Source organism: Pseudolysinimonas kribbensis, assembly GCF_039531715.1.
In the GTDB taxonomy this organism is placed as follows: Bacteria; Actinomycetota; Actinomycetes; order Actinomycetales; family Microbacteriaceae; genus Pseudolysinimonas; species Pseudolysinimonas kribbensis.
This window is the reverse complement of the sequence record NZ_BAAAQO010000002.1, coordinates 749,649-774,846: the sequence shown is the minus strand read 5'-3', so window position 1 is coordinate 774,846 and position 25,198 is coordinate 749,649. Positions and strand designations below refer to the sequence as shown.

25 protein-coding genes are annotated in these 25,198 nt (G+C 71.4%); 12 read left to right on the top strand and 13 right to left on the bottom strand.

The annotated features are described in order from the left end of the window. Positions 1-115 precede the first annotated feature (115 nt). Positions 116-511: a GntR family transcriptional regulator gene (locus tag ABD285_RS04475; protein WP_284254068.1), complete on the top strand. Its 396-nt coding sequence runs from the start codon at positions 116-118 to the stop codon at positions 509-511. Next, positions 508-1,659, top strand: coding sequence for a DUF5808 domain-containing protein (locus tag ABD285_RS04470; RefSeq protein ID WP_284254067.1), 1,152 nt, complete (start codon positions 508-510; stop codon positions 1,657-1,659). Before ABD285_RS04475 ends, ABD285_RS04470 begins: the two co-directional genes overlap by 4 nt. Before the next feature lie 15 nt (positions 1,660-1,674). Here ABD285_RS04470 and ABD285_RS04465 read toward each other — a convergent pair whose 3' ends face one another. Beyond that, positions 1,675-2,442 (bottom strand): methyltransferase domain-containing protein, encoded by a 768-nt coding sequence (locus ABD285_RS04465; RefSeq protein WP_284254066.1) that lies wholly within the window; start codon positions 2,440-2,442, stop codon positions 1,675-1,677. A gap of 51 nt (positions 2,443-2,493) precedes the next feature. Here ABD285_RS04465 and purL point away from each other — a divergent pair, with 51 nt between their 5' ends. Further along, on the top strand, positions 2,494-4,794 hold the full coding sequence (gene purL / locus ABD285_RS04460; RefSeq protein ID WP_284254065.1) for a phosphoribosylformylglycinamidine synthase subunit PurL: 2,301 nt from the start codon (positions 2,494-2,496) through the stop codon (positions 4,792-4,794). A gap of 201 nt (positions 4,795-4,995) precedes the next feature. Here purL and ABD285_RS04455 read toward each other — a convergent pair whose 3' ends face one another. Genes ABD285_RS04455 through ABD285_RS04435 form a run of 5 tightly spaced genes read right to left on the bottom strand, consistent with a single transcriptional unit; the run spans position 4,996 to position 8,758 of the window. Next, positions 4,996-5,856, bottom strand: a complete 861-nt coding sequence (locus ABD285_RS04455; protein ID WP_284254064.1) for an SDR family NAD(P)-dependent oxidoreductase — start codon at positions 5,854-5,856, stop codon at positions 4,996-4,998. After that, complete coding sequence (locus ABD285_RS04450; protein WP_284254063.1) at positions 5,853-6,182, bottom strand: chorismate mutase; 330 nt, start codon at positions 6,180-6,182, stop codon at positions 5,853-5,855. Before ABD285_RS04450 ends, ABD285_RS04455 begins: the two co-directional genes overlap by 4 nt. Next, the gene (locus ABD285_RS04445; protein WP_284254062.1) at positions 6,179-6,772 is read right to left on the bottom strand and encodes a GNAT family N-acetyltransferase; all 594 of its coding nucleotides are present in this window, start codon (positions 6,770-6,772) and stop codon (positions 6,179-6,181) included. The genes ABD285_RS04450 and ABD285_RS04445 overlap by 4 nt, the downstream gene beginning before the upstream one ends. A gap of 30 nt (positions 6,773-6,802) precedes the next feature. Continuing rightward, positions 6,803-8,089, bottom strand: a complete 1,287-nt coding sequence (locus tag ABD285_RS04440; RefSeq protein WP_284254061.1) for an adenylosuccinate synthase — start codon at positions 8,087-8,089, stop codon at positions 6,803-6,805. Positions 8,090-8,128: 39 nt separating this feature from the next. After that, positions 8,129-8,758, bottom strand: coding sequence for a TrmH family RNA methyltransferase (locus ABD285_RS04435; RefSeq protein ID WP_425564961.1), 630 nt, complete (start codon positions 8,756-8,758; stop codon positions 8,129-8,131). Positions 8,759-8,766: 8 nt separating this feature from the next. Between ABD285_RS04435 and ABD285_RS04430 the strand changes: the two genes are divergently transcribed. Together ABD285_RS04430 and ABD285_RS04425 are read left to right on the top strand one after the other, a co-directional pair. Continuing rightward, positions 8,767-9,636, top strand: a complete 870-nt coding sequence (locus tag ABD285_RS04430) for a DNA-methyltransferase (protein ID WP_344200659.1) — start codon at positions 8,767-8,769, stop codon at positions 9,634-9,636. Further along, on the top strand, positions 9,633-10,445 hold the full coding sequence (locus ABD285_RS04425) for an HAD-IIA family hydrolase (protein ID WP_344200656.1): 813 nt from the start codon (positions 9,633-9,635) through the stop codon (positions 10,443-10,445). Before ABD285_RS04430 ends, ABD285_RS04425 begins: the two co-directional genes overlap by 4 nt. Here the strand turns inward: ABD285_RS04425 and ABD285_RS04420 are convergent. Genes ABD285_RS04420 through ABD285_RS04410 form a run of 3 tightly spaced genes read right to left on the bottom strand, consistent with a single transcriptional unit; the run spans position 10,442 to position 12,199 of the window. Then, positions 10,442-11,368, bottom strand: coding sequence for a hypothetical protein (locus ABD285_RS04420; protein WP_344200653.1), 927 nt, complete (start codon positions 11,366-11,368; stop codon positions 10,442-10,444). The two genes, ABD285_RS04425 and ABD285_RS04420, sit on opposite strands and share 4 nt — an antisense overlap. Next, positions 11,365-11,925, bottom strand: coding sequence for an orotate phosphoribosyltransferase (gene pyrE, locus ABD285_RS04415; protein WP_284254059.1), 561 nt, complete (start codon positions 11,923-11,925; stop codon positions 11,365-11,367). Before pyrE ends, ABD285_RS04420 begins: the two co-directional genes overlap by 4 nt. Before the next feature lie 31 nt (positions 11,926-11,956). Then, entirely contained in the window at positions 11,957-12,199 is a 243-nt protein-coding gene (locus tag ABD285_RS04410) for a hypothetical protein (RefSeq protein WP_344200650.1), read from the bottom strand. Between the two features lie 170 nt (positions 12,200-12,369). Between ABD285_RS04410 and ABD285_RS04405 the strand changes: the two genes are divergently transcribed. Next, positions 12,370-13,206, top strand: a complete 837-nt coding sequence (locus ABD285_RS04405; protein WP_284254057.1) for an exodeoxyribonuclease III — start codon at positions 12,370-12,372, stop codon at positions 13,204-13,206. A gap of 12 nt (positions 13,207-13,218) precedes the next feature. On the opposite strand, the gene ABD285_RS04400 is transcribed toward ABD285_RS04405, so the two are convergent. Then, positions 13,219-14,142, bottom strand: a complete 924-nt coding sequence (locus ABD285_RS04400; RefSeq protein WP_284254056.1) for an AEC family transporter — start codon at positions 14,140-14,142, stop codon at positions 13,219-13,221. Positions 14,143-14,321: 179 nt separating this feature from the next. Here ABD285_RS04400 and ABD285_RS04395 point away from each other — a divergent pair, with 179 nt between their 5' ends. Genes ABD285_RS04395 through ABD285_RS04385 form a run of 3 tightly spaced genes read left to right on the top strand, consistent with a single transcriptional unit; the run spans position 14,322 to position 17,514 of the window. Then, positions 14,322-15,692, top strand: a complete 1,371-nt coding sequence (locus tag ABD285_RS04395; RefSeq protein WP_344200645.1) for a DUF6421 family protein — start codon at positions 14,322-14,324, stop codon at positions 15,690-15,692. A 5-nt stretch (positions 15,693-15,697) separates the two neighbouring features. Further along, a complete protein-coding gene (locus ABD285_RS04390) occupies positions 15,698-16,726 on the top strand; it encodes a threonine aldolase family protein (RefSeq protein ID WP_344200642.1) in 1,029 nt (342 codons plus the stop codon). Further along, on the top strand, positions 16,723-17,514 hold the full coding sequence (locus ABD285_RS04385) for an MBL fold metallo-hydrolase (protein WP_284254055.1): 792 nt from the start codon (positions 16,723-16,725) through the stop codon (positions 17,512-17,514). Before ABD285_RS04390 ends, ABD285_RS04385 begins: the two co-directional genes overlap by 4 nt. On the opposite strand, the gene ABD285_RS04380 is transcribed toward ABD285_RS04385, so the two are convergent. Further along, positions 17,511-18,122, bottom strand: a complete 612-nt coding sequence (locus ABD285_RS04380; RefSeq protein WP_344200639.1) for a TetR/AcrR family transcriptional regulator — start codon at positions 18,120-18,122, stop codon at positions 17,511-17,513. The two genes, ABD285_RS04385 and ABD285_RS04380, sit on opposite strands and share 4 nt — an antisense overlap. Before the next feature lie 51 nt (positions 18,123-18,173). Here ABD285_RS04380 and ABD285_RS04375 point away from each other — a divergent pair, with 51 nt between their 5' ends. The 3 genes from ABD285_RS04375 to ABD285_RS04365 are packed head-to-tail and all read left to right on the top strand — an operon-like array spanning position 18,174 to position 22,224. Further along, positions 18,174-19,034 (top strand): SDR family oxidoreductase, encoded by an 861-nt coding sequence (locus ABD285_RS04375; RefSeq protein ID WP_344200636.1) that lies wholly within the window; start codon positions 18,174-18,176, stop codon positions 19,032-19,034. Between the two features lie 38 nt (positions 19,035-19,072). Continuing rightward, positions 19,073-20,776: a long-chain-fatty-acid--CoA ligase gene (locus ABD285_RS04370; protein WP_284254052.1), complete on the top strand. Its 1,704-nt coding sequence runs from the start codon at positions 19,073-19,075 to the stop codon at positions 20,774-20,776. A gap of 11 nt (positions 20,777-20,787) precedes the next feature. Continuing rightward, positions 20,788-22,224: a flavin-containing monooxygenase gene (locus tag ABD285_RS04365; RefSeq protein WP_344200633.1), complete on the top strand. Its 1,437-nt coding sequence runs from the start codon at positions 20,788-20,790 to the stop codon at positions 22,222-22,224. 25 nt (positions 22,225-22,249) lie between these two features. Here the strand turns inward: ABD285_RS04365 and melA are convergent, their stop codons facing one another. Together melA and ABD285_RS04355 are read right to left on the bottom strand one after the other, a co-directional pair. After that, complete coding sequence (gene melA, locus ABD285_RS04360) at positions 22,250-23,566, bottom strand: alpha-galactosidase (RefSeq protein WP_344200630.1); 1,317 nt, start codon at positions 23,564-23,566, stop codon at positions 22,250-22,252. 95 nt (positions 23,567-23,661) lie between these two features. Beyond that, the gene (locus ABD285_RS04355) at positions 23,662-25,134 is read right to left on the bottom strand and encodes an aldehyde dehydrogenase family protein (RefSeq protein WP_344200627.1); all 1,473 of its coding nucleotides are present in this window, start codon (positions 25,132-25,134) and stop codon (positions 23,662-23,664) included. Positions 25,135-25,198 lie beyond the last annotated feature (64 nt).

Below are 25,198 nucleotides of genomic sequence, written 5' to 3'. Positions count from 1 at the left end.
CCTCCGCGTCCACGCTAGGCACCCCGCGCGAGCGCCGATCAGGCTCCGAGGTCATTGCCGGGCTGGCGCTTTTGACCTATCTGTTCTATAACTAGTGACACAGAAGGGAGTCGTCATGCAGATCGACATCGATCCCCGCTCCGACGTGCCGCTGTACCAGCAGCTGCATGATCGGGTCGTCGAGGCGATCGCCGACGGATCGCTGCCGGCCGGCACCTCGCTCGCGTCCGTGCGCCAGCTGGCCGGAGCGTTCGGGATCAACCTCGCGACCGTCGCCAAGGGCTACGACCTGCTGCGCCAGGAGGGGCTCGTCACCACCAACCGCCGCTCCGGCTCGATCGTGGCGCGGGATGCGGCATCCGGACCCGCGGCCGCCTCCTTCAGCGACGGCTGGGTTCCCCGGCTGCGCACCCTGCTCGCCGAAGCCGTCGCACACGGCATGACCGACCACGAAGTGACCACCGCGGTGAGCACCGAGCTCCACCGCTTCCGCTCCGGAGGAGACCGATGACATCCACGTTCGCGCCCGCATTCTCGGCGGGCCTGGTCGCACTGCTCGCGCTGCTGCTGATCGCCATGCCGGCGATCACACCGGCCACCGTGCCGCTCGGCGTCGCGGTCCCGCCCTCGCGCACCGGCGACCCGCTCGTGCGGCGCGTGATCACGCGCTACCGGATCGGCGAGGTCGTGCTGGCGATCGTCGCCCTGCTCGTCGATGCGGCCCTGCTGTTCGCGCCGCCGGTCGCCGGCATCTTCGTGCCGGTGTTCCTCTTCCTCGCGCTCTCGGTCGCCTGGCTGGTGCTGTCGCGGCGCACGATCATCGCGGCCAAGCGCGACCAGGACTGGTACGAGGGCGTCCCGGTGCAGCAGAGCGCCGAGGTCACGGCTCCCACCCACCATCACCCGCCCCTGGTCTGGGCGATCGTCGCGGTGCTCGCCTTCGTCGCCGCGTTCGCGATCGGAGCGGCCGTCTATCCGTCGCTCGCCGACCCGTATCCCGTGCACTTCGACCTCGCCGGCGCCCCCGACCGCTTCGAGCCGAAAACGCTGTGGGCGGTGTTCGGCCTGCTCATCGTGGGGGTCGGCGTCGCCGCGCTGCTGTTCGTGCTCGCGGTCGTCGTGCCGCGCACCGCGTTGCGCGCCACCCCGGGCGATGCGCCCCAGGGCGCCCTCGCACGTGCCGACGCGCGGCGCGGCGTGCTCGCGGCGCTGCTCGCCCAGCTGTCCGCCGCCATCGCGGTGGGCCTGTCGCTCGTCAGCGTGCTCATCTGGCTCGCTCCGCCGGCGGTCGCGACGCGCACGGGACTCATCGTGATGATCCTGCTCATCGTCGGGGTGCTCGCGGTCGCGGTCGTGCGATACCGACGCATCGTCCGCCGGACCAGCGCGTCCGCCCCCGGCCACGCGTCCGCCGCATCCCCTCCGGGCACCCCGCCCCGCGCCGCTGGCCCGGCGGCCCCCGACGACGACGCGCACTGGAAGGGCGGGATCATCTACGTCAACCGCGACGACCCGTCGATCTGGGTGCCGCGCCGGTTCGGTCTGGGCTGGACGCTCAACCTGGGCCGACCGGCCGGCGTCGTCATCGGGGTCGTGACGATCCTCGTGATCGTCGGGATCGTCGTGACGGTGCTGCTCACCACCGGGCACGGCCGGTAGCGCCGCCGCCACCCGTCATCCGCGGCGCGCCTCGATGAGATGCCGGGAGGAGTGCGCCACGAACGGTCCGTCGTGCCGCATGCGCGCATCGAGGGCGCGGAGGGTGCCGAGGTGCTCGGCGACCGTGAAACCCGGCACCCACCAGATGACCTTGCGCAAGATCCAGACGATCGCGCCGATGTCGCGGAACTCCATCCGCAGCCGGGCGGTGCGCAGATCGACGACCTCCAGACCCGCGGCCCTCGCGGCGGCCGCCTCGTCATCCGGATGCCGCCCCCGCCGCGCCGCCGCGCCGAGCGGCCCGAGGAACTCTTCGATCAGCTCGAACGCGCTCTCCGGTCCGACGTGCTGGCCCAGGTAGCTGCCGCCCGGGCGGAGCACCCGCGTGATCTCGCCCCAGTGCGCGCGCACCGGATGCCGGCTCGTCACGAGCTCGAACGCGCCGTCCGCGAACGGCAGCGGCGGCTCATCCGGGTCGGCGACGACGACGCCGCCGCGTGCGCCGAGGGCGGCCGTGGCCTTCGCGAGATTGGGCGGCCACGACTCCGTCGCGGCGAGCACGCGCGGCACGGCCGCCGCGGCATCTAGCGCACCGGCGAGCACCTCGCCCCCGCCGGTCTGGATGTCGAGCGCCGCCCCGACCGTGCCGAGGCGCTCGGCGAGCAGCCGCTGGTAGCCCCACCCGGGCCGCTCCTCGGTCGCCCGGCCGTCGAGCCACGAGAAGTCCCATCCGGAGACGTCGGCGGCCTCCGCCTCCGCCACGAGGTCGTCGAAGGAGCGCATGGATGGATGCTAGGCGGAGCCCCGGCGCGCGCGCCGGTAGGCTCGGTGCCGATGACGACAGCGCCGATGACGATCCCGCCCATCATCGACTCCGTCGCCGTCGCGGCCGCCACCCCCGAGAAGGAGCAGCCGTTCGCGGCGCTCGGGCTGCGCGAAGACGAGTACCTGCGCATCCGCAGCCTGCTCGGCCGCCGCCCCACGAGCGGCGAGCTCGCCATGTACTCGGTCATGTGGAGCGAGCACTGCTCCTACAAGAGCTCGAAGACGCACCTCCGGAAGTTCGGCCAGAAGGTCAGCGACGAGATGCGCAAGAACCTCATGGTCGGCATGGGCGAGAACGCCGGCGTCGTCGACATCGGCGAGGGCTGGGCGGTCACCTTCAAGATCGAGAGCCACAACCACCCGTCGTACGTGGAGCCGTTCCAGGGCGCCGCGACCGGCGTCGGCGGGATCGTGCGCGACATCATCTCGATGGGAGCCCGACCCGTCGCCGTCATGGACGCGCTCCGATTCGGTGCGGTCGATCATCCCGACACCGAGCGGGTGCTGCCCGGCGTGATCGGCGGCATCAGCTTCTACGGCAACTGCCTCGGCCTGCCGAACATCGGCGGCGAGACCTGGTTCGACCCGGTGTACCAGGCGAACCCGCTCGTGAACGCCCTCGCCGTGGGCGTGCTGCGCCACGAGGATCTGCATCTGGCCAACGCGCGCGGCGCGGGCAACAAGGTCGTGCTGTTCGGCGCCCGCACCGGCGGCGACGGGATCGGCGGGGCATCCATCCTGGCCTCCGACACCTTCAGCGAGGGCGGCCCAACCAAGCGCCCGAGCGTGCAGGTCGGCGACCCGTTCGCCGAGAAGGTGCTCATCGAGTGCTGCCTCGAGCTGTTCGCGGGCGACCTGGTCGAGGGCATCCAGGACCTCGGCGCGGCCGGCATCTCGTGCGCCACCTCCGAGCTGGCCAGCAACGGCGACGGCGGCATGGCGATCGAGCTCGACAGCGTGCTGTTGCGCGACCCGACGCTCACGGCGGAGGAGATCCTCATGTCGGAGAGCCAGGAGCGCATGATGGCGATCGTCGCCCCCGGCAAGCTCGAGGGCTTCCTCGCGGTGACGTCGAAGTGGGACGTCGAGACGAGCGTGCTCGGCGAGGTCACCGAGACCGGTCGGCTCGTCATCACCTGGCGCGGCGAGACGATCGTCGACGTCGACCCCCGCACGGTCGCGATCGACGGGCCGGTGTACGACCGCCCGATGGTGCGACCGGTGTGGCTGGATGCCGTGCAGGCCGACAGTGCCGCGTCGCTCCCCCGTGACGGCGATCTCCGCGCCCAGCTGCTCGCCCTCGTCGGCAGCGCGAACCTGGCCGACAAGAGCGTCATCACGTCGCAGTACGACAAGTACGTGCTCGGCAACACGGCCCTGAGCTACCCGGACGACGCGGGCATGATCCGCGTCGACGAGACCTCGGGGCTCGGCGTCGCCCTCGCCACGGATGCCAACGGCCGCTACTCCTACCTCGACCCGTACGCCGGGGCGCAGCTCGCCCTCGCGGAGGCGTACCGCAACGTCGCGACATCCGGCGCCGTGCCGGCCGCGGTCTCCGACTGCCTCAACTTCGGCAGCCCCGAGAACCCCGAGGTCATGTGGCAGTTCGCCCAGGCCGTCGAGGGGCTCGCGGACGCCTGCCTCGAGCTCGCCGTGCCCGTGACCGGCGGCAATGTGAGCTTCTACAACCAGACCGGCGACGTGCCGATCCACCCGACGCCGGTCGTGGCGGTCATGGGCACGATCGACGACGTCGGCCGCCGCATCCCCTCGGGCTGGCAGGATGCCGGCGACAACCTCTACCTCCTCGGCACGACCGCGCTCGAACTCGACGGCTCGGCGTGGGCGGGCGTGATGCACGGCCACCTCGGCGGGCGCCCGCCGGCGGTCGACCTGCCGCGCGAACGGGACCTCGCCGGGCTGCTCGCCGCGGCCGCGCACGAGGGCCTGCTCAACGGCGCCCACGACCTGTCGGACGGCGGGCTCGCGACGGCCCTCGTCGACGCGTGCCTGCGCTTCGGCGTCGGCGCGCGGGTGTGGCTCGACGAGTTGCTGACCCGCGACGGGATCGACCGGACGACGGCGCTGTTCAGCGAGACCGGCGGCCGCGTCGTCGTCGCCGTGCCGCGCGAGGAGGACGTCAAGTTCACGCGCCTGTGCGAGGGCCGGGGCTACCCGGTGGCGCGCATCGGCGTGACCGACGACGGCGCGGACGCCGAGCCCGTGCTCGAGATCCAGGACGTGCTCACCGTCCCCCTCGCCGAACTCCGCGCGACCTCGCGCGCGCCCCTCGCCCGCTTCGCGTAAACCCCTGCGCACCCGTTTCGCGTAGCGTCCACGCGCAGGTTTCGGCGGTCAAAAGTTCAGGAGCATCGCTGCGCGACCGAGCCGATACGGTCACGGCGCGCGACGATGTCCTGCACTATTGACTGGGGGATCCGCAGGGGGAGACCCCGCACGGCGACCACACGCGGCGACCACACGCGGGGGGACCCGGGGCGCAGCGGCTTACGCGATGGGGAACGCGACGCCGGTAGCGGCCTCCGCCTGCCGCCATACCTCCGCGCCGAACGCGGGGTCCGCGCTCGAGGCGACTGGCTTGGCGGGGGCGGGGCGACCGACCAGACCACGGTGCGGGCCCCAGAAGGTGCCGCCCTCGGCATCCGGATCGATCGCGGCGCGCACGACCGGCCACGCGCCGCGCTCCTTGCTCTGCAGGAACAGCGGGAACGACCCGCGATCCAGCGCGAACCCCGGATGCGCGACGAGCGAGCGCCGCGCCGATCCGGCCGCGCGCCACCGCCGATCGAGCTCGAATCCGAGCGCCTGCGTCGCGTGCTTCGACAGCCCGTAGGCGCGGAACGGCGCATACCGTCGCTCGGACTGCAGGTCGCTCACGTCGCCGCGCACGAGCTTCGTCGCGAAGCTGCCGAGCCACACGACCCGGCCGTCGTCGGCGAGCGCCGGGGCGACGAGCGCGGTGAGCGCGAACGCGCCGAACGCGTTCGTGCCGACGATGAGCTCGAGCCCGTCGTCGGTGGTCTCGCGCCGCCGCACGGCGTCGGTGCGGCCGGCGTTGTTGACCAGCACGTCGATCCGCCCGAGCGCGCGCAGCTCGGCCGCGGCGGTGCGGATCGAGTCGAGCGAGGCGAGGTCGAGGCGCACAAGGGCGAGTGCGGCGCCGGGCACGCGATCCCGGATGCCGTCGATCGTCGCCTGCGCCCGCTCCGGCGAGCGCGACGCGAGCACCACGCGCGCACCGGCGCCGGCCAGCTGCTCGCTCACGCGGGCGCCGATGCCGGCGTTGCCGCCGGTGACGACGACGGTGCGGCCGTGCTGGTCGGGCAGCCGATCGGGGTCCCAGCTCACCGCGGTGCGGGTCCGGCCGGCGTCTCGATGCTGCCCGTCGCGGCGATCTGCTCGTGGTGGTGGATGACCTCGGCGACCACGAAGTTGAACCACTTCTCGGCGAAGGCCGGGTCGAGGTGCGACTCCTCCGCGAGGGCCCGGAGCCGCGCGATCTGCTCGCGCTCGCGCTCCGGGTCGGCGGGCGGGAGGTCGTGCGCGGCCTTCAGGTGCCCGACGGCCTGCGTCGCCTTGAAGCGCTCCGCGAGCATGTGCACGAGGGCGGCGTCGATGTTGTCGATGGTGCGCCGGTAGGCCGAGAGCTGCGCCGTGACGTCGGTGTCCGTCATGATCCGAGCCTAGCTTCGAGCCCCGCGCGCACCTCGGGCCAGTCGTCGACGGTGATCGAGTGCACCGCCGTGTTGCGCCAGGTGCCGTCGGCGCGGGGGAGGTCGCGGCGCATGATCCCCTCGAACGTCGCGCCGAGTTTCAGGATCGCCGCCCGCGAGTGGGCGTTGACCTCGTCGGTGCGGATCGCGACGCGCCCGAACCCGTGCGCGAACGCGTGGGTCAGCAGCAGCAGCTTCGTCGCGGGGTTGACGTCGGTGCCCCACACGGCGGGCGTGTAGCCGGTGCAGCCGATCTCCACGTGCTCCTTCTCGAGCACGATGTTGAGCATGCTCGACGAGCCGAGGATCTCGCCGTCGCGCACGACCACCCAGCAGCGCCCGCCGGACCCGTGGCGGCAGTACTGCGGGAACCACGCGTCGAACGCCGCCTCGTCGGCCGGCAGCCCGCTCGGGCCGCCGCCGTAGCCGGCGGCGAAGATCTCGGGGCGTCCGAGCGCTCGCCACAGCCCCGGCAGGTGGCGGTGCTCGAACGGTTCGAGCCGGATGCCGTGCCCCTCGAGCACGACGGCATCCGGGAACGTGGCGCTCATCGCACCCCCTTCTCTCCGGGAAGCGGCACGTCAGTCGACGAGGTCGTGCCGCACGACGATGCCGTCGCGCGACGGGCCGACCCCGATCGCCGAGATGCGCGCGCCCGACATCTGCTCGACCGTCAGCACGTACTCCTGCGCCGCCTTCGGCAGCTCGTCGAACGACCGCGCGCCGGAGATGTCGTCGTTCCAGCCGGGCAGCTCCTCGTAGATCGGCGTGGCGTGGTGGAAGTCGGTCTGGTTGACCGGCACCTCGTCGTGGCGCACGCCGCCGACGTCGTAGGCGACGCAGACCGGGATCTTCTCGAGCCCGGTCAGCACGTCGAGCTTGGTCATCACGAAATCGGTCACGCCGTTGATGCGGGCGGCGTAGCGCGCGATCGGGGCGTCGTACCAGCCGGTGCGGCGCGGGCGACCGGTCGTCGTGCCGAACTCGAACCCGGCGGAACGCAGGAACTCGCCCGACTCGTCGAACAGCTCGGTCGGGAACGGACCCGACCCGACCCGCGTCGTGTACGCCTTGACGATCGCGATGACCCGGTCGAACCGGTTGGGCGCGACACCCGAGCCGGTGGCCGCCCCGCCGCTGGTCGCGCTCGAGCTCGTGACGAACGGGTACGTGCCGTGGTCGACGTCGAGCATCGTCGCCTGGCCGCCCTCGAAGAGCACGGTCCGGCCGGCATCCAGCGCGCGGTTGAGCTCGAGCGAGGTGTCGACGACCATCGGCCGCAGCCGGTCGGCGTACTGCAGCAGGTCGTCGACGATCTCGTCGACCGCGATCGCCCGGCGGTTGTAGATCTTGACGAGCATCTGGTTCTTGAGCTCGAGGGCGCCCTCGACCTTCTGGCGCAGGATGTTCTCGTCGAACAGGTCCTGGATCCGGATGCCGACCCGGTTGATCTTGTCGGCGTACGCCGGACCGATGCCGCGCCCGGTCGTGCCGATCTGCCGCTTGCCGAGGAAGCGTTCGGTCACCTTGTCGAGGGTGCGGTGGTACTGCGTGATGACGTGCGCGTCGGCGCTCACGAGCAGCCGCGACGTGTCGACGCCGCGGGCGGCGAGCGCCGTGAGCTCGTCGAAGAGCACCTCGATGTCGACGACCACGCCGTTCGCGATGACCGGCGTGACGCCCGGGGTCAGGATGCCGGACGGCAGCAGGTGCAGCGCGTACTTCTCGTCGCCGATCACCACGGTGTGGCCGGCGTTGTTGCCGCCGTTGAACTTGACGACGTAGTCGACGCGGCTGCCGAGCAGGTCGGTGGCCTTGCCCTTGCCTTCGTCGCCCCACTGGGCGCCGACGAGAACGATCGCGGGCATGGGTCTCTCCCTTCGAGAGAGGAGGGATTACGCCCCAGTCTAAGCGGCGGAGTGCCTCCGGACCCACTCATGCATGACGATCGCGGCGGCCGCGGCGGCGTTGATCGAGCGGGTCGAGCCGAACTGGCGGATCGAGACGACCGTGTCCGCGGCGGCGAGCGCCTCGGCGGAGAGGCCGGGGCCCTCCTGCCCGAACAGCAGGATGCAGCGCTCGGGGAGGTCGGCATCCACCACATCGACGGCGCCCGCCACGTTGTCGACCGCCACGATCGGCGCGCCCCCCACCGCGGCCACCAGGTCGTCGATGGTCGGGTGGTGGGCGATGTGCTGGTAGCGATCGGTCACCATCGCGCCGCGGCGGTTCCAGCGCCGGCGCCCGACGATGTGCACCGTCTCGGCCAGGAACGCGTTCGCCGTTCGCACGATCGAGCCGATGTTGAGGTCGTGCTGCCAGTTCTCGATCGCGACCGAGAACGGATGCCGCCGGGCGTCGAGGTCGGCGACGATCGCCTCGACGCTCCAGTAGCGGTAGGCGTCGACGACGTTGCGTGCGTCGCCGTGCTCGAGCAGCTCGGGGTCGTAACGCGGGTCGTCGGGCCACGCCGCTCGGCCTCCGGGCCACGGTCCCACGCCGACCGATGCGCGCTGCTCGTCGTCCACCCTGTTAATCTCCCGCCATGCGATGGGATGCGGACGCCTGGCTCGCCGCGGAGCGTCCCGACACGATCGTGCACGGCGACAATCTCGCCCTCGCCGCGACTCTTCCGGACGGCGTCGCCCGCCTGATCTACCTCGACCCGCCGTTCAACACGGGCCGCACCCAGCGCCATCAACCGGTGCGCACGGTGCGCGATCCCGAGGGGGCGCGGCGCGGATTCCAGGGTCGCAGCTATGCCGAGGTGCGCGGCGCGCTCTCCCGCTACGACGATCGCTTCGACGACTACTGGGCGTTCCTCGGCCCCCGGCTCGAGGAGGCGTGGCGCCTGCTCGACGAGCGCGGCACGCTCTACCTGCACCTCGACTACCGCGAGGCGCATTACGCGAAGGTCGCACTCGACGCGCTGTTCGGGCGCGACTGCTTCCTCAACGAGCTCATCTGGGCCTACGACTACGGCGCCAAGTCGACGACGCGCTGGCCGGCCAAGCACGACACGATCCTCGTGTACGTGAAGAGCCCGCGCTCCTATTACTTCGACTCGACGGCGGTCGACCGCGAGCCGTACATGGCGCCGGGCCTGGTCACCCCCGAGAAGGCCGCGCGGGGCAAGCTGCCGACCGACGTCTGGTGGCACACGATCGTGGGCACGAACGCCGCCGAGCGCACCGGCTACGCGACCCAGAAACCGCTCGGCATCCTGCGGCGCATCGTGCAGGCCTCGAGCGCCCCGGGGGATCTCGTGCTCGACCTGTTCGCCGGGTCCGGCACCGCCGGCGCCGCGGCCCACGCCCTCGGCCGGCGCTTCCTGCTCTGCGATGAGAGCGCGGGCGCCGTGGCCGTCATGCGCGAGCGGCTTCCCGAGGCGCGCGTCGTTACGCTGGAGCCATGACGGCGGCTACCCGCACCGACCGCGGCGAGATCGAGTGCTGGCTCACCGACATGGATGGCGTGCTGGTGCACGAGAGCACGGCACTGCCCGGCGCGCAGGCGCTCATCCGGCAGTGGACCGACACGCGCACGCCGTTCCTCGTGCTCACCAACAACTCGATCTTCACGCCGCGGGATCTCGCGGCGCGGCTGCGGGCATCCGGGCTCGACGTTCCGGAGGAGGCGATCTGGACCAGCGCGCTGGCCACCGCCGACTTCCTCGCCTCGCAGATCCCGGGGGGCTCCGCGTTCGTGATCGGCGAGTCCGGGCTCACCACGGCGCTGCACGAGGTGGGCTTCATCATGACCGAGTCGGATCCCGACTACGTCGTCGTGGGCGAGACCCGCAACTACTCGTTCGAGGCGATCACGAAGGCGATCCGGCTCATCGACAGGGGCGCCCGCTTCATCGCCACCAACCCGGATGCCACCGGCCCGAGCGCCGACGGCGCACTGCCCGCGACGGGTGCGATCGCCGCGCTCATCACGAAGGCGACCGGCAAGGACCCCTACGTCGTCGGCAAGCCGAACCCGATGATGTTCCGCTCCGCGATGAACAAGATCGGCGCCCATAGCGAGAACACCGCGATGATCGGCGACCGCATGGACACCGACGTCGTCGCGGGCATCGAGGCCGGCCTGCACACGATCCTGGTGCTCACCGGTATCAGCGACCGGGCCGAGATCGAGCGGTACCCGTTCCGGCCGTCGGAGGTGCTCGCCGGCGTGCACGAGCTGCTGAGCCCGGAGCCCGTCGAGGTCGAGATCTAGCCGGTCGCGCTCGGCGACGGCGCGTGCGGGACGGCGACGCTGCCGGTGAGCGGATCTCTCGACGAGCGGCTCACGAAGCAGTAGTACCAGTGGTCCCCGGCGTCCCACTGCTTCGCGCTCACCGGATAGCTCGCCTCGATCTGCGCATCCCGGTAGGCCGCGGCGGCGGCCAGGCCGATGACATCGGGTTTCGAGCACAGCACGGACAGCTGCGAGGCGAGCACGTCGGCGCCCGGATATCCGGGCGCCGCGGGATCGGCGAACCGGCCGCGATACACGAGCTGAGCGGGATGCGGCGACGCGCAGTCGACGACCGTGTACCGCTGCGCCCACGGCCCCGGATAGCGTGCGAGGCACTCGCCGCCGAGCAGCTGGTCCCAGCGGTGCGGTCCGTTCGCGATCGGGCCCGGCGGCAGCACGGTGGGAGCGGGCGTGGGCGTGTGGCGGGTCGTCGGCGTCGGCGTCGCGCGCGGGGTCTCGGTGAACCCGGCGAGCCGGGTGCCGAGGAAGAACAGGGCCCCGAGCGCGATCAGGGCCACGAGGCTCCCGGCGAGCGCGAGCAGCACGCGATGCGCGCGTGTCATGTGCGGCGGCTCCTCGATCACGATCGCGGCGGGCGGCGGCGCGGGCGGCAGCGCCGGCGGCTCGGGCGTCGGCTCGTTCTCGTACGCGCGGAACTGCGAGTCGGCGAACAGCGAGTCGAGACCGGTGGTCGGGTCCGGCACCGCCGGCTCCGGCGCGGTCGTGGCGGGCATGGCGTCGGCCAGGAGCATGTTGGCCGCGGTGGGCGAGACCAGGGGCACGGGACGGGAGGGGGGCGTGGTCCGGGCGAACGGGCCGGTCTCGGCGTTCAGCTCGACCGGCTGCGTCGCGTCGCCGACGTCGACCGGCTCGGTCGGCGGCGGCTCCTCCCCCGTGGTCACTGCGGTTCGAGTCCCAGGTCGGCGAGGCCGATCGCGGCGCGATACGGGTAGCCCGCGCGCTCGATGACCGCCTGCGCGCCGGTCGCGCGGTCGACGACGACCGCGACGGCGACGACCGTGGCACCCGCGCGTTCGAGCGCCTCGGCCGCCTTCAGCGGCGAGCCGCCCGTGGTGGAGGTGTCCTCGAGCACCACGACGCGCTTGCCGGCGACATCCGGACCCTCGACCTGCCGGCCGCGGCCGTGGTCCTTCGGCTCCTTGCGCACGACGAAGGCATCGTACGAGCGGCCGAGCGCCGCGCTCTGATGCAGCACCGCCGACGCGATCGGGTCGGCTCCCATCGTGAGACCGCCCACGGCATCCACGTCGGCGATGTCCGCGATCAGCTCGCTCATGACGCGCCCGATCAGCGGTGCGACGCGGTGATCGAGCGAGATCTTCCGCAGGTCGATGTAGTAGGTCGCCTTCTTGCCGCTCGTGAGCGTGAAGTCGCCGTGGAACACCGCTTCACGGGTGATGTGGTCGATGAGCTGGGCGCGGTCGTCGGTCACACCCATACGGTAGCGGGCCGTGGATCGGCGCCGGAGGTCAGCGGCGGCCGAGCGGCTGGTGGCCGCGCAGGTCGGTCAGCGAGAGCGTCTGCAGCTGACCGCCGACGTACGGCGACGGCGACACGACGGCCGTGATCGGCGCGACGTGGGCGGGGCGGGGCGCGGTGAAGCCGAGCGCGCCCATCACGACGGCGCCCGCGAGCACGCCGACGGAACCCAGCGCGATCGCGCGACGCGAAAGGCGGGGCATGGGCTCGGGAACGGGGTGTCGGGGGGTCACCGCCCCTCACGCTAATCGGGGAGCGCTCGCCGCGCGCTCCCCTGTTTTCGGGGTAGAACGCCACGGGTATCGGCGGTCCGCCCTAGCCTGCGTGCGAAGCGACGCGACCGCGCTCGTGTCGCGGAGCAGGCGCGCCGCAGGGGCGGCGGCGCGCGGGCTAGCGTGGTGGCATGCGCCTCGCCACCTGGAACGTGAACTCCGTGCGCTCCCGCGTCGGCCGCGTCGTCGACTGGCTCGCCCGGGAGGACGTCGACGTGCTCGCGATGCAGGAGATCAAGTGCACGGAGGCCCAGTTCCCCTTCGCCCCGTTCGAGGACGCCGGCTACCGCGTCGTGCTGCACGGCCTCAACCAGTGGAACGGCGTCGCGATCGCGAGCCGCTTCGAGCTCGACGACGTCGAGACCTCGTTCGCCGGGCAGCCCGGCTTCCTCAAGGGGGCCGAGGGACCGGACCTGCCCCTCGAGGCGCGGGCGATCGGCGCGACGACCAACGGCATCCGGGTGTGGTCGATCTACGCACCGAACGGCCGCGCGCTCGGCGACCCGCACTATGACTACAAGCTGGACTGGTTCGGCGCGCTGCAGGGCGCGATGACCGACTGGATGGCGGAGCACCCCGACAGCCCGCTCATGGTCGCGGGCGACTACAACGTCGCGCCGCTCGACGTCGACAACGGCGATCCCACCGTCATCGAGGGCGTCTCGACGCACGTGTCCGCGCCCGAACGGGAGGCCTTCCAGGCCCTGCAGGATGCCGGCCTCACCGACGTCGTGCGCCCCCTGATCCCCGAGGGCTTCACCTACTGGGACTACAAGCAGCTGCGGTTCCCGCGCAACGAGGGCATGCGCATCGACTTCGTGCTCGGATCGCGCCCGTTCGCCGAGCGGGTGACGGCGGCCGCGATCCACCGCAACGAGCGCAAGGGCGACGCCCCGAGCGATCATGTGCCGGTCACGGTCGACATCGACCTCGCGCTCGAGGACGACGACCGGCCGATGATCTTCTGAGCGGGGGCGCTCTCACCGCGGGGCGAGCAGCGCGGCGATCACGAACATCGCCGGCAGCGACAGCGCCGTCGTGATGAGCACGACGTCGCGGGCGACGGCCGCGCCCCGCCCGTAGCGCTGGGCGTAGTTGAAGACGTTCTGGGCGGCGGGGAGTGCCGCGAGCACGACGACGACGAACAGCGCGTGACCGTGCAGGTGCAGTACGAATGCGCCCACGACCCACGCGAGCGCGGGCATGAGCAGCACCTTCACGGCGGAGGCCAGGATCACGAGCCGGCGATCCGATCCGGCGGCGAGCGGTCGCCGCCCGCGCAGCGAGATGCCGAACGACAGCAGCACGACCGGGACCGCCGCCGCTCCGACGAGCGTGAACGGCTCGAGCACCGGTGCCGGGAGGCGGATGCCCGCGAGGTTGACCACGAGCCCGAGCGCCGAGCCGAGGATCAGCGGGTTCTTCACCGGCTGCAGCAGGATGCGGCCGAGGGTGAAGCAGCCGCTGGTCGAGATGTCGAGCACGGCGAGCGCGATCGGCGCGATGACGATCACCTGCAGCAGGATGACCGGCACCGAGCTGGTCGCATCGCCGAGGATGTAGGCCGACACCGGCAAGCCGATGTTGTTGGCGTTGACGTAGCCGGCGCCGAGGCCCCCGACCATCGACTCGGGCAGCGGACGGCGCCAGAGCAGGCCCGCGACGACGACGATCCCGATGCAGATCACCGCCGTGATCGCCGCGACCGGGAGCACCGAGGAGAAGACCCTGCGCAGGTCGGCCGTCGCGACCGTCGCGAACAGCAGGCACGGCAGCAGGACGAAGAACGCCAGCCGGGTGAGCACGCGCTGGCCCTCGGCACCGAGCAGGTCGATGCGGGCGATGAGGTAGCCGGCGCCGATCACGACCGCGATGATGGCGAACCCGATCAGCACGCCCGTCACGTGCTCGAGCGTACTGAGGTGGGTGAGCAGTGCCGCGGGCGGGTATCGGCCCGCCCGACGCAGTGATCCGGCCGTCCGATCGCGTGCGGCGGCGGAAGACGCGCGCCGCCGGCAGATCTGCGCAAGAGCCTTGCGCTGGGGGCAACCCTTTGCGGCGCGATCCTCCGTAGCGTCGTGGCATGACCATGACGACCCCCGCCGTGACCGCCGACGGCATCGAGCAGACGGCCGCCTGGAGCCGGCTCACAGCCGCCGTCGAGGTCGTCCGATCCGGGCAGACGACGGACGGCAGCATCCCGGATGCCGCGGAACGCCCGGAATTCCGGGAGGCCGTCAGCCGGATCCGCGAAGAGCTCCGTCATCTGTCACCCGCGTTCCCGCACGACGCGGCGTATCTCGAGGCGCTCGACGCGGATCTCGCGCGCTGGGCCGACGGCGGCTTCGGCATCCCGGACTTCCTCGACTCGCTCACCGCGTTCCAGCCGCAGGAGCACCGCGTCGACGGGCTGCGCCACCTCGTGCTGTTCCCGATGACCACCCAGAACGGCTCGCCCGACCGGCTGCTGGAGGCGGTGCTCGTCGAGGTGCTCTGGCCCGACTTCATCGCGGAGCTGCAGGAGGCCTACACGAACGCCCTCTTCGTGCCGATCCGCTTCGTCGACTTCACGGGCGGCTACGACACCAACGCCGCCGTGCTCTTCCCGGAGACCGTGGCGATGCGCGAGGTCCCGCGCTTCACCTGGGGCGCGATCTTCTCCGACCGCGAGGCGGCGCGGTTCCGCCGGGTCGTGCGCGCCGCCGCCGCGATCACCAAGCTCGACGTCACCGACGACCTCGAGCGGCTGCTGGGCGACCAGCGGCTGACCGAGGAGACGTTCGTGATGTGGGACCTCATCCACGACCGCACCCACATGCGCGGCGACCTGCCGTTCGACCCGTTCATGATCAAGCAGCGGATGCCGTACTTCCTCTACTCCCTCGAGGAGCTGCGCTGCGACCTCACCGCGTATCGCGAGGCGACGAGGCTCGCCGCCGATGACGGGGTGAGCGACGCGATCCGCGACCACGCCCGCCTCGTGCGGGTCGCGATCCTGTTCGACCGCATCTTCCGCTTCCCGCTCACCGGCTCGCGGGTGCGCAACTACGACGGGCTGGGCGGGCAGCTGCTGTTCGCCTGGCTGCATCAGCGCGGCGTGCTGCACTGGACCGACGTGCAGCTGGCCGTCGACTGGGATGCCGTGCCGGCCGCCGTGGGCGCGCTCGGCGACGCGATCGACGAGCTGTACTGGCGGAGCATCGACCGCCCGAAGACCGCGCACTGGCTCGCGGCCTACGAGCTGGTCCGGGCGACGCTCGCGCCGAACCCGGCGTCGAACTGGGCCCGCGGGCTCCCGGACGAGACGCTCGCCGGCGCGCCGAAGGGCTACACCGACGCGGTGCTCGACGACGAGTTCCCGCTCTCGATGTTCTACGAGGCGCTCGGCAAGAAGCTCGGCGACGTCATCGCCTCGACCTCGGGCATCACCGCCTCCTCGGCCACGGCAGACTGAGACGCATGGACCGCACCTTCGCCTCCGACAATTACGCGGGGGTGCACCCCGAGGTGCTCGCCGCGATCGCCGCCGTCAACACCGGGCACGAGATCTCCTACGGCGAGGACTCGGTCACCGAGCGCCTCCAGGAGGTCGTGAAGCGGGAGTTCGGCGAGCGCGCCGAGGCCTTCCCGGTCTTCAACGGCACCGGCGCGAACGTCATCTCCCTCACCAGCGTCCTCCCCCGCTGGGGCGCCCTCGTCACGACCTCGACGAGCCACATGCACACCGATGAGGGCGGCGCCCCGGAGAAGACGGCGGCGCTGAAGCTGTTCCCCGTGCCGACGCCCGACGGCAAGCTCACGCCCGAGCTGCTCGCCACCGAGGCGTGGGGCTTCGGCGACGAGCACCGCGCCCAGCCGCTCGCCGTGAGCATCGCCCAGACCACCGAGCTCGGCACGCTCTACCAGCCGGACGAGATCCGTGCCATCGCGGATGCCGCCCACGCGCTCGGCATGACCGTCCACCTCGACGGCTCCCGGCTCTGGAACGCGGCCGCGGCGCTGGGGGTGCCGTTCCGCGCGTTCACGACGGACGCCGGGGTCGACATCCTGAGCCTCGGCGCCACCAAGAACGGCGCCCTCGCCGCCGAGGCGATCGTCGTGCTGAACCCGGACAACGTCGACGGCATCGTCTACCTGCGCAAGACGGCGATGCAGCTCGCGAGCAAGATGCGCTTCCTCAGCGCGCAGCTGCTCGCGCTGTTCGACGACGGGCTGGGCCTGCGCTCGGCGCAGCACGCCAACGCGATGGCCGCTCGGCTGCGCGCGGCCATCGAGGGCACGCCGGGGCTCTCGTTCTCGCAGAAGACCGAGGCGAACGCGATCTTCGGGGTGCTCGACAACGCGGTCGCCGACCGCATCCGCGCCCGGTACCGCTTCTACGACTGGAACCGCGCCCGCGGCGAGGTGCGCTGGATGACGGCCTTCGACACGACCGAGGCCGACGTCGACGCGTTCGCCGCCGCGATCCGGGAGGAACTGGCCCGGTGACCGGGCCCGTGCGGATCGAGATCCCGACCCCGCCGGGGCCGCACCCGCCCGCCACCAACTGCTACGCGTTCCTCGCCGGCGACGCCGTCGACCTCGTCGACCCCGGCTGGGACGACCCGGCATCGCTCGCCGCGCTCGAGGCCGGTCTCGCCGGACTCGGCACGAGTGTCGACCGGGTGCGCACGATCGTGGCGACCCACTGGCACGTCGACCACCTGCCGCTCTCGGCGCGGGTGCGGGAGCGCAGCGCCGCACGGGTGCTGCTGGGGCGCGGCGACGAGCTGGACGCCGCCGTCCCGGTCGACGGCCTGCTCGCCGACGGCGACGAGGTCGTGCTCGGCGATCGGCCGGTGCGCGTCGTCGGCGCTCCGGGTCACACCCCCGGCAGCCTCTGCCTCGACCTCGGCGACGACGGCCTGGTGACGGGCGACACGCTGCTCGCCGAGATCAACCCGGGCATCGGACTGAGCTTCCACGTCGAGGGCAACCCGATCCGCGACTACCTCGCCACGCTCGAGCGCCTCGCACGCGACTTCGCCCACCGCACCGGCCTGCCCGGCCACGGTCCCGACCTGCACGACCTGCCGTCGCGATGCGCCGAGCTCGCGGCGCACCACCGCGCGCGCTCGGCCGAGGTCGTGGCGGTGCTGGCGCGTCATCCGGATGCCACGGTGGACGAGATCGCGCCGCAGCTCACCTGGACCGGTGGCTGGGAGAGCCTGCGCGACGTGAGCCTGCGCTCCGCGCTGCGGCAGACCGCCTGGCATCGCGAGCTCGCCGCGTCCTAGGCGGCGCGCGGCGCCAGCAGCGACCACAGCGCGTCGAGGGCGGTGGCCGCGAGGGCGGCGCGATCCGGTGCGTCGGTACCGAGAGCCCACTGATCGAGCGTCGTGAGGGATGCGATCGCCCACGCCGACAGCAGATCGGCGGGCAGATCCGTGCGGATCACGCCGAGATCGCGCCCCGCGCGCAGCACCTCGTCGATCCATCGCAGAGCCGTGACGCGCACCCGGCTGATCGAGCGCTCCGGCGCGAGACCGATCGAGTTGTGGAACATCAGGCCGAGGTCCGCGAGCTGCGGATCAGCCTCGGCGGCCTGGGCGAATCGGGCCAGGACCGCGTCCAGTTCGGCGCGAAAGCTCTCCGCCGTCAGCGACGACGGGTCGGGCGCGCGCAGCGTGGTGCCCAGCCGCCCGGCGATCGCGTCGACCACCCAGTCATGCAGCGCGGCCTTGTCGGCGAACCAGTGGTAGAACGACCCCTTGCCCATCCCGGCGCGCTTGAGGACGTCGTTCAGCGACGCTCGCTCGAGCCCCCTCGCGCCGAAAGCGTCGGCGGCGGCGGCCAGGAGGCGGCCGGAGGCGGCGGCGTCGAGCGGGCGGGGTGGACGGGACATCACCGACAGTGTATTCCTGTACCATGTGGTACATGAATAGAGGCGCGCGGAATGAGTGAGCTCGTGGTCGTCGCGGGAGCCACCGGCTACGTGGGGCGGCACGTCGTCGCCGAGCTCGACGCGCGGGGATACCGGGTGCGAGCCCTCGTGCGGTCGCGCGAGAAGGCCGACGCGCCCGGTGCGTACGACGCGCCGGCGCTGCGCGACCGCGTCGCCGAATGGCGCATCGTCGACTTCGGCGACCCGGCCACGCTGACCGACGCGTGCGCGGGCGCGGATCGGGTCGTCTCGGCGCTCGGCGTCACGCGGCAGAAGGTGAGTCCGTGGAACATCGACTTCCTCGGCAACCTGCTCGTGCTCGCCGACGCGGAGCAGCACCGTCTGCGCTCGTTCGCCTACGTCAACGTCATGCGCTCCGAAGCGGGGAACTCCGTGACGATGCGGTCCAAGTTCGCGTTCTCGCAGGCCCTCCGGCGCAGCACGGTCACCCCGCAGATCATCAACCCATCCGGGTACTTCTCCGACATGACCGACTTCCTGCGCATGGCGCAGCGCGGGATCGGCTTCACGCTGGCAGATGGCGCGACGCGGATCAACCCGATCCACGGCGCCGACCTCGCCGCCTTCATCGTCGACCGCCTCGACGGCCCGGCCGGCAGCTGGGACGTCGGCGGGCCGGACGTCTTCAGCTACCGCGAGCTCGAGCAGCTCGCCTTCCGCGTGGCCGGCAAGAGGCCGCGGATCCTGCGCGTCGGGGAGGGGGTCGGTCACGGCCTCGAGTGGCTGGCGCAGCGCGCGTCGCCGCGGGCCGCCAACCTCGCGCGGTTCTTCGTCGAGTCCCTGGCGCTCGACGCCGTCGGAACGCCGGTCGGCGAGCGCCGCCTTGAGCCCTACTGGACCTCGATCGCCTGACATCGCTCGCGGGCGGCGCACTGCCTAGGCTGACCCCCATGACGACGGACCCGGCCAAGCCCTGGCTCGATTCCTACGCCGAGGGCGTGCCGCACGAGATCCCGATGCCGACCGGGTCGCTCTCCGACCTCATGCGGGCGTCGGTGACCGAGTTCGGCGAGCGCCCCGCGATCGAGTTCTTCGGACGGGAGTGGACGTACTCGCAGCTCGGTGCGGAGATCGACCGGGCCGCCGAAGGCCTGCGGCGGCTCGGCGTGCGCAGGGGCGACCGCGTGGCCATCGTGCTGCCCAACTGCCCGCAGCACGTCGCGGCCTTCTACGCGATCCTGCGGCTCGGTGCCATCGTCATCGAGCACAACCCGCTGTACACGCCGCGCGAGCTGCGCCACCAGTTCGAGGACCACGGCGCGAAGGTCGTCATCGCGTGGGACAAGATGGTGCCCCACATCCAGGCCTTCCCCGACGATGTCGCCGTCGACCGCATCATCTCCGTCGACATGACGCGCGCGATGCCGCTGCGGCTCCGGATGCTGCTGCGCCTGCCCGTCGCGCGCGCCCGCTCCCAGCGCGCCGAGCTGACCCAGCGCGTGCACGACGCCCTTCCGTGGGAGGACCTGCTCGCGGACGTGCCGATCAAGGCGAGCGTGCCCGGACCGACCGTCGACGACGTCGCGCTCATCCAGTACACGAGCGGCACGACCGGCATGCCCAAGGGCGCGACGCTCACCCACCTCAACCTCGGGGTCAACGCGGCGCAGGCGCGCGCGTGGGTGCCGCAGATCACACGCGGCGACTGCGTGGTCTACGCCGTGCTCCCGCTCTTCCACGCCTACGGCCTGACCCTCTGCCTCACCTTCGCGATGAGCATGGGCGCGCGGCTGGTGATGTTCCCGAAGTTCGATCCGGATCTCGTCCTCCCGGCCGTCAAGCGGCATCCGCCGACCTTCCTCCCCGCCGTCCCGCCCATCTACGACCGCCTGACGAAGGCCGCCGCGGAGGCGGGCGTCTCGCTGGAGGGCATCGAGATCGCCATCTCCGGGGCGATGCCGCTCTCGCAGTCCGTGATCAGCCCCTGGGAGAAGGCGACCGGCGGCTACCTCGTGGAGGGCTACGGCCTGAGCGAGACGAGCCCCGTGCTCATGGCCAACCCGGTCGCCGAGAACCGCCGCGAGGGCACGGTGGGCCTGCCCCTGCCCAACACCGAGGTGCGCGTCGTCGACCCGGACGACCCGACCAGGGAGATGCCGCTCGGCGAGAAGGGCGAGCTCGTCGTGCGCGGCCCGCAGGTCTTCTCCGGCTACTGGAACAAGCCCGAGGAGACGGCGGACGTGTTCGTCGACGGCTGGTTCCGCACCGGCGACATCGTGCGCATCGACGAGGACGGCTTCGTCTCCATCGTCGACCGCATCAAGGACCTCGTCATCACCGGCGGGTTCAACGTCTCGCCCTCCGAGGTGGAGGACGCCCTTCGCGGATTCCCGGCGGTGGCGGATATCGCGATCGTCGGCATCCCGAGCGAGCGCGACGGCGAGCACGTCGCCGCGGCCGTCGTCGAGAAGCCGGGCGAGCACGTCGATGCGAACGCGCTCATCGCCTACGCGAAGGAGAACCTCGCGCACTACAAGGCGCCGAAGCACGTCTACGTCGTCGACGAGCTCCCCAAGTCGCTCATCGGCAAGGTCATCCGCCGCCAGGTGCGCGATCGGCTGCTGCAGCGGGACGACGTGCAGAACGACGGCTGACCATGCCCGCCGTGAGGGTCGCGATCATCGGCGCCGGCTTCTCCGGCATCGGGATGGCGTGCGGCCTCCTCCGTGCGGGCGTGACCGATTTCGTGCTCCTCGAACGCGCACGCGAGGTGGGTGGCACCTGGCGCGACAACGTCTATCCCGGGGCGGCCTGCGACATCCCGGCCGACCTGTACTCCTTCTCCTTCGCACCCAACCCGGACTGGAGCCACCGCTACCCGCGGCAGGAGGAGCTGCTGCACTACCTGCGCGACGTCGCCGACCGCTTCGGGGTGACGCCGCACATCCGGTTCGGTACCGAGGTCGAGTCGGGCGAATGGGATGCTGCAGCCGCCGTCTGGCGCATCGCGACGAATGCCGCGAGCTGGACGGCCGACGTGCTCGTCTCGGCGTCCGGCCCGTTCATCGACCCGGCCTGGCCGGCCATCCCGGGGGTCGAGACGTTCCCCGGCCCGCGGCTGCACACGGCACGGTGGGATCCCGCCCTCGATGTCGCGGGAAAGACGATCGCGGTGCTCGGCACCGGAGCCTCCGCGATCCAGCTCGTTCCCGAGCTCCGGCCCCGCGGCGCGTGGGTGATCGTCCTGCAGCGCACCGCGCCCTGGGTGATCCCGCGGCACGACCCGCCGACCAGCGACCGCCGCCGCCGGGCGTTCCGTCGCCGGCCGTGGCGGCAGCGCCTCGCGCGCGCCCTGGTCTTCGCGGGAGCGGAGGCGCGCTTCCCCGGGTTCGCCACGCCCGTGATCGGGCGGGTCGCGGAGGCCGTCTACCGGCGGTCGCTGCGGCGGCAGATCACCGATCCGACGTTGCGGGAGCAGGTGATGCCGCGCTTCCGCCTCGGCTGCAAGCGCGTGCTCATCTCGAGCGACTGGTACCCGGCGCTCGCCTCACCCGAGGTGCGTCTCGTGACCGAGCCCGTGCTGAGGATCGACGGCGCCTACCTCGTGACCGCCGCCGGCGCCCGCCACCGCGCCGACGTACTCGTGGCTGCGACGGGATTCAACGTGACCGCCCAGCCCATCGCGACGCGAATCCGCTCGCGCGGCGGCACGCTGGCCGAGCACTGGCGACCGCACGCGAGCGCGCTGCGCGGGACGACGGTCGCCGGGTTCCCGAACCTGTTCCTGCTCGTCGGCCCGAATACGGCGCTTGCGCACAACAGCATGGTGTACGTCATCGAGTCGCAGATCCGTTACGTGCTCGCAGCGCTCGCCGCTCTCGAGGCGCGGCGCGCCCGGACCATCGAGACCGACCCAGTGGCTCAGCGTCACTACGCCGATCGCCTCGACCGCGCGCTCACGCGATCCGTCTGGCAGACCGGCGGCTGCGTCAGCTACTACCAGGATGCCGGCGGCGCCAACCCGACGATCTGGCCGCACGCCGCCGCGACCTTCGCACGCACCGTGCGCCGGTTCGATCCCGCGGAGTACCTCTGGGAGTGACCGGGGCTCCCCCGACCGTCACCCGTCAGGCCTCGAGGCGTCCCCCCAGCGACGAGGGAAGCAGATCCGCGTGGGCTTCGGTCAGCTGATCGCAGAGCGTCCAGATCTGCTCCGGGGTGAGCGTCGAGCTCGCATTGGGATCGATGAGGACGGCCTGCCGGACCATCTCGGGGTTGCCGGTTCGCGCGGCCTCGATCGTGAGCGCGGCCACGGACAGGTAGGTGCGGTCCAGAGCGGCGCCTGCCGCCGGGATGTCGCCGAAACGGATGGGGTGCACCCCGGAGCCATCGACGAGGCTCGGCACCTCGACCACGGCCCCGTCCGGGAGGTTGGTCACATAGCCGTCGTTGACGACGTTGGCGTGGATCTCGCGTTCCGTTCCGGTCAGGATCGAATGGATGACCAGCGGCGCGTACTCGGTCGCGCCCTCATCCTCGAACGGGAGCGGCCGGCCGGCGTCGAGCGCCGCCTGCGCCTCCTCGAACTCGGCGATGTTGTGGAGCGAGATGTCGATGTACTTGAGCGGCTCGAGCCGGAACCTCTCGATCTGCTCGTCGGAGCGGAGGAACCAGGGGAGATAGTCGGCCGTCATCAAGCTCGACTCGGTGGGGTAGTACCCGATCCGCTTCATGACCTCCACCCGCACCCGCCGCTCCAGGCCGGGATCGGCTCGGATCGCGTCGCGGAACCGCGGGTAGAGGTCCTCGCCGTCGTGCGACCACTCCGTGAGCCAGGAGAGATGATTCACACCGGCGGCGCGGAAATGAGTGCCTTCCATCGGCACGCCGAGCAGCTCACCGAGGTCGTGCACGGTCCAGTAGACGCTGTGGCAGAGCCCGACAGTCTTGATGTCCGGGGCGACCACCGACATCCACCAGACGTTCATCGCCATCGGGTTCGTGTAGTTGAGGAACCAAGCGTCGGGGCAGAGCTCCCGCATGTCACGGGCGATCCCGGACAGCACCGGGAAGGTCCGCAGGCCGCGGAACACTCCCCCCACGCCGGTGGTGTCGCCGACGGTCTGGCGAAGGCCCATGGCGGCGGGCAGCTCGAGGTCGATCCGCGTCGCGGCGAACCCTCCGACCGCGATCACGTTGATGACGAACGAAGCGCCGGCCAGAGCCTCGCGGCGATCACTGGTCGTCACGATGTCGGCCACCCGGCCGAATCGGGCCGCCGCCTGCTCTGCGGTGACGCGCGCGAAGTTCAGCCGATCCGGATTGATGTCGTACAGCACGAGCTCCAGCGGAGGAAGGTCGTCGAAACGATAGAGATCCGTGGAGAGCTGGTGGGTGAATGTGACGCTTCCCGCGCCGATGAGGACGACCCGGACCCCAGACATTGTTTCGGACACCTTTGACCTTTTTCCAATTCGATTGTCGACGCGTTGACAGTGGGCACGGGGCAACTGATCGCCCGAGGGAGCGGCGGTTCGCCTCAATACGGATAGGCGAGCGAGCCGCGTTGCGCCGAGATCCAACGACGCTCCGTGAACTCCTCGAGGTTGGCGGCTCCCCCGATGCGCCCCCCGAGTCCGGACCGGCCGAGGCCGCCGAAGGGGGCGGACGGCTCGTCGATGCACGTGGCGTCGTTGATGTGGACCATGCCCGATCGGATGCGGCGCGCGAGCCGTTGCCCGCGCTCTTCGTCGCTCGTGAGAACCGAGTTCACGAGGCCGTAGTCGGTGTCGTTGATCAACTCGATCGCCTCGTCGTCATCCGTGAAGGACATGATCGGAGCGATCGGGGCGAAGATCTCCTCCTTCCACAGGGGCATGTCCGTCGTGATCCCCGTGACGATCGTGGGACGGAAGAAGAGCCCGTCGATGACTCCGCCTTCGACAACGGTCGCTCCCATCGCCACGGAGTCGTGCAGGATGCGGGCGGCGCGGTCCGCCTGTCGCTGGTTGATCATCGGCCCGAGCCCGACCGGCTCCCGGCTCGGATCGCCCACCGCGATCGCGCGCGCTCTCTCGGCGAGCCGGTCCACATATCCGTCGAACAGGTCACGATGCACGAGGTGACGCCCGGCGGTGATGCAGGTCTGTCCCTGGAAGTGGAAGGTGGACCACGCACCGATCATCACGGCGGTGTCGAGATCGGCGTCATCGAGGACGGTGAGCGAGTTGTTGCCTCCGAGTTCCAGGGAGACCCGCTTCAGCTGGCTTCCCGCCACCTCGGCGATCTTCGCGCCGACCGCGGTCGAACCGGTGAAATGAACCATGTCGACGTCTCGGTGCGCCACGAGTGCCTCGCTGAACTCCTGATCACCGAGGACGACCTGGAGCAGCCCGGCGGGTGCGCCCGCCTTGGCAAAGAGGTCCGCAATGGCGAGGCCGCCGGAGAAGGGCGTCTCGGGCGAGGGCTTCAGCACGACCGAGTTCCCCAGCGCGACAGCCGGAGCGATGACTCTCGTGGCGAGGATCAGGGGGAAGTTCCAGGGTGTGATCAACGCGACCACACCGACGGGGATGCGTTCGCACACGCTGAATCGATGGGGATCGCTCGACGGGAGGATCTCGCCGGTGACGCTCGACGCGAGGCTCGCAGCGGTCAGGAGTTCCTCCGTCGCGAGCTGCACCTCGAACTCCGCCTTTCCACGGATCGAGCCCGTTTCGCGCATGATGAGCTCCGTGAAACTCTGTGCCGATTCCTGGAGCAGCGCCGCGACGGCACGCAGCAGCTCGGCACGTCTGGTGTACGGCTGAGCGGCCCAGTCCGGCTGCGCGATTCGCGCACCCCTCAGCGCTTCCTCGAGCTCGGCGACGCCGCCGAGACCGGCTACACCCAGGACGTCGCCCGTCGCCTTTTCGAGCACGTCGAGGCCGGAGCGCTGAGCGAGCGGACGGTAGTCGCCATCGACGAACACGCTGCCCCGCCATGAGTCCTTCACCAGGGTCGACCCATCCATGCGCCGCTGTTCCTTCCTGTCACCACCCTCGAGTGAGCCCCGGCAGGCCGGGAACGATCTCCCT